This is a genomic window from Rhizobacter sp. P2_H2 (genome assembly GCF_056403375.1).
Genome location: NZ_JBFUFP010000154.1, coordinates 1 through 8,252, shown reverse-complemented (window position 1 = coordinate 8,252; position 8,252 = coordinate 1). Strand labels below are relative to the sequence as shown.

The window sequence follows — 8,252 nt, the reverse complement described above, 5'->3', positions numbered from 1 at the left end:
GCCCCATCGAGACCGATGCCGTCATCGTGGGCGCCGGCCCCGTCGGCCTGTTCCAGGTCTTCGAACTCGGCCTGCTCGAGATCAAGGCCCACATCATCGACTCGCTCGCCTACCCGGGCGGCCAGTGCATCGAGCTGTACCCCGACAAGCCGATCTACGACATCCCGGCCGTGCCGGTGTGCACCGGCAAGGAGCTGACCGACAACCTGCTGAAGCAGATCGAGCCGTTCGGCGCCACCTTCCACCTCGGCCAGGAAGTGACCGTGGTGCAGAAACAGGAAGACGGCCGCTTCTACGTCGAGACGACCAAGGGCACGCGCTTCCTGACGAAGACGATCTTCATCGCCGGCGGCGTGGGCTCGTTCCAGCCGCGCCTGCTGAAGGTCGACGGGCTCGACAAGTTCGACGACACGCAGCTGTTCTACCGCGTGAAGAACCCGGCGCAGTTCGCCGGCAAGAACCTGGTGATCGTCGGCGGCGGCGATTCGGCGCTCGACTGGACGCTGAACTTCGTGCAGGACGGCCCGAACAAGGCCGAGAGCGTGATCCTGCTGCACCGCCGCGACGGCTTCAAGGCGGCGCCGGCGAGCGTGGCCAAGATGAAGGAGCTGTGCGATGCCTACGAGATGCAGTTCATCGTCGGCCAGGTGACCGGCTACGAGGAACGCGACGGCCAGCTGACCAGCGTCAAGGTGACCGGCGGCGACGGCGTCACGCGCGTGGTGCCCCTCGACGTGCTGCTGGTGTTCTTCGGCCTGAGCCCCAAGCTCGGCCCGATCGCCGAATGGGGCCTGAACCTCGAGCGCAAGCAGATCGTCGTCGACACCGAGAAGTTCGAGACCAGCACGCCGGGCATCTTCGCGGTGGGCGACGTCAACACCTACCCGGGCAAGAAGAAGCTGATCCTGTCGGGCTTCCACGAAGCGGCGCTCGCGGCCTTCGCGGCGGCGCCGTACGTCTTCCCCGACAAGCGCATCCACCTGCAGTACACGACCACCAGCCCGAAGCTGCACAAGGTGCTGGGCGTCGAGACGCCGACCTTCGACTGATTTCTCCGACCGTCGGGTTGATCCCGGTCTGATCATTCGGCCTCGCCCCCGCCAGGGAGCGAGGCCGAATCGCTTCTTCAGTCGCAGCTGTAGCGGAACGACCCGTCGAGGTCGAGCGGCAGCACCAGCGTGCGGATGCCGGCTGCCTTCGACGCGGCGCACAGCTTGTCGCGCGCACCGCTGGTGTTGTTCACGTAGTTGCTCTTGTACTCGGCGTTGAACACCGGCTTGCCCTTGCCGGTGAAGGCCGAGTAGCCGCCGCACTCCGAATACTCGTTGCACTGCTCGTTGACCGCGAAGTCGAACGACGGTTCGAGCGCCGCGAGCTGGTCCACGTCGTTCTTCAGCCCGATGGCCAGGCCGCGCAGGTGGGCCGCGGTGGCCAGGTAGCGGTTGTAGTCGAGCTGGTCCTGTGCGGTCAGCGGGAAGCCACTCGAGTTGGTGTAGCCGTCGACGTTGTCGGGCTCGACGCCATCGCACCCCTTGGACTGCGCCAGGTCGAGGCGCGCGGCCATCACCGCGCGCACGTTGGCCGAGCGGATGTCCAGCCACTTCTCGCCGGCCCAGCCGTCGAGCGCCTTGCCCTTGTCGGCGGTGGCGAACTTCGAATAGTCGGGGCGCCAGTCCTCGGAGCTGCCGGCCGAGAAGTAGCAGACCACCTTGCGGCCCGCGGCCTTCAGCTGCGAGATCGTCACCGCGCTGGCGTCGACCAGGTCGATGTCGTAGACGGTCGCGTTGTACGAGGTGTTCAGCGTGCCGGTGAGCTGCCATTGCCACGTGGCTCCGGCGGCGGGCTTCCACCAGGTGCCGGGGGTCGGTGCAGGTGCAGGTGCGGGTGCGGGTGCGGGTGCCGGAGCAGGCGCTGGGGCCGGGGCAGGCGCTGGGGCCGGTACAGGTGCAGGTGCAGGTGCAGGCGTCGGAGCGGGCGCAGGCGCGGGAGCCGGAGCGGGGGTGGGCGCCGGTGCGGGTGCCGGTGCCGGCGTGCTGTCCAGCGGCAAGCGGAACGCCTGCTGCGCGTTGGTCGTCGCGCAGGTCGTCAGCGAGAACTCGGTGACGCCCACGCGCGTCGGCGCGGTCAGGCACAGCTTGCCGTCGTAGGTGGCGACTTGCGCGAGGCTGGTGCCCAGCGCGGCCAGGCGGAACTGCTGCGCCTTGCGGCCGTTGCAGTTGTCGAGGTCGACGAACGCGCCCGACTTGCTGCCGCGGGCCGTCACGCACAGGCCGGACGACGGGTTCTTGATCAGCACCAGGTTGCTCGCGCTGTCCGACGACACCGGCATGAACTGGAAGGCCTGCGCCGTGCCGGCATTGCAGGCGGCCAGCCGGATGTCCCAGCTGGAGGTCACCGTCTCGGTGCAGGCACCGAGCTTGTCGGCCACCAGCGTGCTCAGCGTGGTCGTCAGCTTCTTCGACCCGGTGGCCGCGGCCGCCTCGATCGTGCGCTGGCCCTGGGCATCGGCCAGGTCATCGTTGGCCGTATCGGCATCGTTGCCGCCGCAGGCGGCCAGCAGGACGGCGCTGGAGCAAGCCAGGCCGAGCATCATCTTGTTCATCGTCAGGTTCCTTGTTGATCGGTGCGTCGGGAACGCACCTTCCACAGCAGGAAACCAGTAGACCCGACGGACGCTTCGCAAGCCGATGCGAAAGGGCAAGCGATGTGAGCAACGGTCACACGGCGCCGGGGCGCGGCGTGGACAGGTGCGACAGGCAAACCTCGTAGAGCGCACCGACCAGGTCGGTCTGCGTGACCATGCCGACCAGCTTGCGCCGCTCGTCGACGACCGGGATGTGGTGCAGGCCGACATCCGCCATCAGCGGCACCAGCTCGACCGCCGGCGTCGACGCGAACGCGGTCTTCACCGGCGCGGTCATGATCTGTCCCACCACCTCATGGCGGTCGGAGTGCGAGTTCGTGTTGCGCGCGAGGAAGGCGCGCAGCCGCCGGCCGATGTCGCGGCGGTCCTGCAGGTCGACCTGCGCCAGGAAATCCGATCGCGTGACGATCCCGATCACCTGCCGCGCCCGGTTGACCACCGGCAGTGCCTGCACCGCGTGCGCGCGCATCAGGTTCCAGGCCACGTCGAGCTCGGTCGCGAACTCGACGGCGAGCACGTCCTTCGACATCACGTCGGCGCAGCGGGCTTCGCCGAAGCGGCGCTTGAAGGCCTGCATCTCGGTCTGGTGGAACAGCGATTCGAGGTCGTCGATGCCGATGTCGAGCACCTGGTCGTAGTCCTTCAGCGCGGCCTGCAGGTCGGCCGGCGTGAAGCCGAGGCGTTCGGTGGGCGGGCCGTCGGCCGTGCGGTGCGCGTGCTGCGCGTCGGCCTGCTGCGAATGGGGATAGCGGCGCCCCGTCGCGTTGTTGAAGAGCAGCGCCACGCCGAGCAGCAGCAGCGAATTGAGCGCGACCGGCACCAGCACGAAGCCGTAGCCAGCCGCGTGCACGGCCGGGCCGCCGAGCACGGCCGTCAGCGCCACCGCACCGCTCGGCGGATGCAGGCAGCGCAGCGCGAACATCGCACCGATGGCCACGCAGATCGCGAGCGCCGAGGCCAGCGCCGGCTCCTCGATCAAGCGTGCACAGGTCACGCCGATCAGGGCCGAGACGATGTTGCCGCCGAGGATCGACCACGGTTGCGCCAAGGGACTGGCAGGCACCGCAAACAGCAGCACCGCCGAGGCGCCCATCGGCGCGATCAGCGCGATGGCACCGGGCGTGCCCTGCAGCACGAAGGCGCTGAGCAGCCCGGTGGCCGCGATGCCCAGCAGCGCCCCCAGCACCGACCGCAAGCGCTCGCGCCCGCTCACGGCGGCGCGTGCAGGAAGCCAGGCACGCAGCCAGGGATGCAGCAACAGGGAACGCATGAGGCAGTCGGCGGGGTCCGTGCAGATCGGAGTCCCGGATTGTCGGCGAACCCGCCGCGCCGACCGCGTCAGGTCAGGGCCGCCAGGTCAGCGTCGTCTTCGTGTTGATGTCGGTGGCCGAMCCSACGKTSGACGTCGCRTCGACGAASCCSGAGCGGTTGCCCGMGCTSAGGTTSAGSCCSGYRCCGCGGTACTCGACATCGCCMTGCAGGTTCARCGTGCCCGAMGCRCCCTGCCCGCTCTCGAAGAAGCCCAGCGGGTAGAACGTGGTGCGCACCTGGGCCGAGCCCGACACCGTGAAGGCATTGCCGCCGGAGCCGATCACGCTGAGCCCGCCGACCGTGCCGCCGGTGACSGWGCCSTTSSYGATGAYGGCCTGGTCYTCGATGCGCGCSSTGCCGSTSGCGCTGCCGCCCGGCAGGATCGTCGCGTACGGGCCGACGTACACCGTCGAAGGCGTGCTSGTCGGKGCRCAGCCRCCRCCGTTSGCGAACCGCRSSGTKCCSGWCGGGCAGGCATCACGCTGGCCGTTCTGGAARCCCTGCGGCCAGGCGTTCGCCAGCTCGACCATGTACGGGTAGCGCCAGATCGTCTCGTACGCCTGGTCCCACACCACCGTCTTGAACACCGACGGCGTCGCGGTCACCACCAGGAACAGCGGCTCGCCCGCGTTCACCTTGAAGGTCAGGTCGGCATCCAGCCCCTTCTGCAACCCGCTGTAGCGGGCCGACGTGAACTGCGTGTTGGTGGCCACCAGGCCCCAGCGGAAGTCGGCGTCGGAACCCGTCTGGTTGATGCCGCGGAACTTCACCGTCACCGTGGTGGCGCCGTTGGTCGGGTACAGCCGCACGACGTTGTAGCCGAAGCGCTGCGGCGCGCCGTAGAACGGCGACGCGAAGCGGCGGTTGGTCGCCCAGCTGCTGTCCAGCGCCTCCAGCGGCATCAGCCGGTGCATGCGCTCGGCCTTGTCGGTCAGCGTGATGTTGCCGTAGGTGCTGCGGAAGGTGTCGGGCGTGGCCTTGTARTCCCACACCACGTTGTGCATCGCCCAGTCGCCCATGAAGTCGTTGAGCTGCGGCAGCGTCCAGCCGCGCGACTTCTGGATGTTGGTCAGCGGATCGGCGCCGCTGGTCGTCCAGATCTGCGTGACCGCGCCGGGGCCGTACTTGTCCTTCAGGAACTCCATGAACTGCCAGTTGCAGTAGCGGTCGCGCGTCGAGCCCAGGTACAGGTGCGGCGCGTTCGGCAGCATCTCGGAGCAGTGCGCGTTGCCCTGGTATTCGGGCAGCTGGTGCGGCGTGAAGTTCGCGTGGCTCTCGAAGAGCCAGCCGCAGGTGTTCGACTGGTAGCACTCCAGGCCGCCGTTGTTGCCGGCCCAGGATTGCCAGCCGTGCGTGAACTCGTGCGTCAGGCCCCAGTGGTCCTTCAGCGCGCCCGGGGCGATCCACATGCCCAGGTGCAGCCCCCGTTGGTTGTCGACCCAGGCGCCGCCGGTGAGGCCCCAGCCGGAGTGGATGTGGATGGCCGGCTTGATCTTGTCCGTCTTGTTGTAGAACGGCTCGGGCATCAGCAGGTTGGAGTTGAACAGGTTCTCCCAGACGGTGTTCTCGAGCGTGTTGGCCGCGAGGGTCAGGTCGGCATCGGAGAGCGTCTCGTCGGAATAGAACGCGAAGTGGGCCGACTCCTTGACGAGCCTGAAGCCGGACTGCTCGGGGTTCGGGCCGCCGGYGCGCCAGGTGCCGGGCGTGACGGTGGGCTTCGGCGTGGTGCCGGGTGCGGCCCAGGTGGTCAGCGTGCTGCCCTGGTCGACAGCGGAGGGCGCCGGGGCCGGGGCCGGGGCTGGCGCAGGTGCAGGAGCCGGTGCGGGCGCAGGCGCGGGAGCCGGAGCAGGTGTGGGCGCTGGTGCGGGTGCAGGCGCTGGTGCAGGAGCCGGTGCGGGCGCCGGAGCCGGCGCAGCCACCACCGGCCCGATCGCGCAGGCCTTGCGCTTGCCGACGACCGGGTCGCCGAAGGTCGCGTTGCTGCAGGCGATCGTGCCCGACATCGGCTTGACGACCCACTTGCCCTGCGCGCCGTACGACACCTGGCGCGCCTTCGATCCCACGGCACACGTCGCGCGTTCGCTGGCGCAGAACGTGTAGCCGCTCGGCCAGTCGGCCGCGAAGGCCGGTGCGGCAGCCGTGCTGCCCACGATCGCTGCAGCGGCGGCGGCGATCCTCATCCGATTCATCTTCTTCATCGTCATCTCCCTTGCGTTGGAATGCGTGCCATCTGAAAAGTGGCGCGATTCTGGAAGAGGACGACCGACCAGTGATGACCGCGGCGTTCTGGAGATCTGCCCGTCTGTCATCAAACGTAAGGCGAAAAAACAAAAACCCCCGGCTTGCGCCGGGGGTTCGTTTCGCGGAGGAACGTCGCGTTACGGGAAGCTGGTCACCGTCGGCGTGAACGATGCATTGCAGCCGGTCTGCGACCCGGTGTTGTTGATGACGTGCACGATGCCGCCATTGCCGCCCAGGCAGACCGAGATCATGCTGTGGAAGCGCACGCCGTTGTTGGTGGGCACCTCGATCGCACGGTCGAGCAGGATGCCGCCGTTGGTGAACACGCTGTAGATGCCCAGGCCCCAGGCTTCGTGGCTGGTGACGTTGTTCGACACCTTGTACGAGGCCCAGCCGCGGCCGGTCGGGCTGTTCCATGCCGACTGGCTCGGCGGGTCGTACGGGATCTCCGATTGGTAGAAGTACACGCGGCCGCCGTTGCCGTTCCACACCACCTGGTGCTGCTGGAAGTGCTCGACGAACAGGCCGTAGATGGTCACGTCGTTGCCGTTCACCCACAGGCCGTTGGCGGACGGGTTGTCGGTCCAGCTGACGCCGTCGCCATGGTCGGCGCGCCACAGCCAGGTGTGGTCGACGATCGTGTTGTTGGCATTGATGCTCAACGCGATGCCGACACGGCCGGCCGCTGCGCCGCCGATGCGGAAGAACAGGTCATGCAGCGCGATCGGGTTGGCCGCGTGGCTGGCACTGGCGCCGCTCGGGCCGACCTCCATCAGCACGCCCGATTCGGCACGGCCCGCATCGAGGAACAGGCCCGAGATCGTGAGGCCATCGACGTCGGCCGTCTTGATCAGCGGTTGCCCGTTGTCGGAGCGCAGCGTCGCGAAGCCGATGCCCAGGATCACCGTGTTCGGGTTGTTGACCTGCAGCGTCTGCGTCAGCACGTAGGTGCCGGGCGTGAACAGGATATGCTTGCCCGCCGCCAGCTGCGCATTGATGGTGGCCGCGCTGTCGCTCGGCTTCGCGAGGAAGAAGCTGCTGATCGGCAGCGTGGTGCCCGGCGTGGTGGCGCCGTTGCTCCAGGTGATGCCGGCGGTGTTGGTGGCAAGCGTTGGCACGCGCACCGCGTAGCTGCCGTTGGCATCGATGAACAGGTACGGCTTCTCGCGGATCACCGGCGTCTGCGCGATCTTGGTGTAGCGCTGGCCGCCCGTCGGGAAGTTGCCGGCCGGCGCGTTGGGCACGCCGACGAACACCATGTTCCAGTTCGAGCCGCTCCAGCTGCCCCACTGGCTGTTGCGCGAGATCCATTGCTGCTGCGACGCCGAGTTGACGTTGCCGTCGACCAGCACGTCAGAGAACCAGCCGCCGCTCGACCAGCCGTTGTTCTGGTTCAGCTTGATGTTGCCGCGCACGTGCATGCGGCGGAACGGGATCGCCTGCGACACCGCCCACTGCATCGTGTTGTTGCCGATGCCCTGGCTCGGCGTGACCGAGAAGTTCTCGGCACCGCGCCAGAAGTTCTGCGTCGCGTTGTCGCCGCCGAGGAAGGCGTTGGAGCGCAGGTCACCGTTGACGTGCACCTGGTCCGGGTGGCTGCCCAGGCCCAGCACCTGCGTGTAGAAGCCCACCGGAATGCGCAGGTTGTTGTAGGTGCCCGGGGTCAGCAGGATCGCATCGCGGCGCGGGCCGAAGTGGTTCGGTTGCTGCGCGTTGTAGATGCCGTCGATCTGGCCCTGCAGGTTCGGCGTCGACGGGTTGTAGATGTGGACGTTCGGTCCGAAGTCCGGCGGCGTGCCGGTCGGCGGCGGGTTGGTGGGCGGCGGGGTCGTCGTGGTGTCCGACAGCACGAACTGCTCCCAGGCCTGCACCGCAGGGCGGTCGGCGACCAGCAGGCCGCCGCGGTTCAGGTCGGCGCTGACGTAGAGCCCGGTCGTCGCGGAACGGATCGCGACCGTGCCGTTGGCCTGCGTCTCCAGCGTGAACTGCTCCCAGGCGTTGATGGCCTGGCGGTTCGAGATCAGCCGGTTGGTGTTCGGCGCGCCCAGGCCCTGGT

The 8,252-nt window shown here is 68.3% G+C and carries 5 protein-coding genes; 1 reads left to right on the top strand and 4 read right to left on the bottom strand.

Features of this window, described 5'->3' with window-relative positions; genetic code table 11:
* Nucleotides 1-1,049, top strand: a 1,049-nt coding sequence (locus AC1D15_RS11310) for an NAD(P)/FAD-dependent oxidoreductase (protein WP_477826040.1), incomplete at its 5' end; no start/stop codon positions are given.
* A 77-nt stretch (nucleotides 1,050-1,126) separates the two neighbouring features.
* Here AC1D15_RS11310 and AC1D15_RS11305 read toward each other — a convergent pair.
* From AC1D15_RS11305 to AC1D15_RS11290, 4 genes are all read right to left on the bottom strand, one after another.
* Complete coding sequence (locus AC1D15_RS11305; protein WP_477826039.1) at nucleotides 1,127-2,602, bottom strand: endo alpha-1,4 polygalactosaminidase; 1,476 nt, start codon at nucleotides 2,600-2,602, stop codon at nucleotides 1,127-1,129.
* A gap of 115 nt (nucleotides 2,603-2,717) precedes the next feature.
* The gene (locus AC1D15_RS11300; protein ID WP_477826038.1) at nucleotides 2,718-3,914 is read right to left on the bottom strand and encodes an HPP family protein; all 1,197 of its coding nucleotides are present in this window, start codon (nucleotides 3,912-3,914) and stop codon (nucleotides 2,718-2,720) included.
* Between the two features lie 73 nt (nucleotides 3,915-3,987).
* Nucleotides 3,988-6,153: a DUF6055 domain-containing protein gene (locus AC1D15_RS11295; RefSeq protein WP_477826037.1), complete on the bottom strand. Its 2,166-nt coding sequence runs from the start codon at nucleotides 6,151-6,153 to the stop codon at nucleotides 3,988-3,990.
* Nucleotides 6,154-6,333: 180 nt separating this feature from the next.
* Nucleotides 6,334-8,252 (bottom strand): hypothetical protein (locus AC1D15_RS11290; RefSeq protein WP_477826036.1); only part of this gene is annotated, 1,919 nt, incomplete at its 5' end.